General features: G+C 47.5%; 1 protein-coding gene. It reads left to right on the forward strand.

Annotated elements, in window-relative coordinates; translation table 11 throughout:
- The coding region (locus tag B4920_RS27830; RefSeq protein WP_139379776.1) for an undecaprenyl diphosphate synthase family protein at window positions 1-231 on the forward strand (231 nt) is incomplete at its 5' end.
- Window positions 232-238 lie beyond the last annotated feature (7 nt).

A 238-nucleotide genomic window follows, 5' to 3' on the forward strand; every position in this document is an offset into this window, starting at 1 on the left:
TTGTGCATGCAAAATCAGGGTGAAGTTGATTTAATGATCCGTACGGGTGGGGATTACCGGATCAGCAATTTTGTACTCTGGCAGGCTGCCTATGCTGAGTTGGTGTTTTTGGACACCCTTTGGCCTGATTTTGATGAACAGGCTTTTCATGAAGCGATTGCCACGTTTGCCAGTCGCCAGCGCCGTTTTGGTTTGACCGGAAGTCAAATTGATGAGATGCGCGCATTGTAAAACGTCA

The organism is Zoogloea sp. LCSB751, from assembly GCF_002028455.1.
Classification (GTDB): Bacteria; Pseudomonadota; Gammaproteobacteria; order Burkholderiales; family Rhodocyclaceae; genus Zoogloea.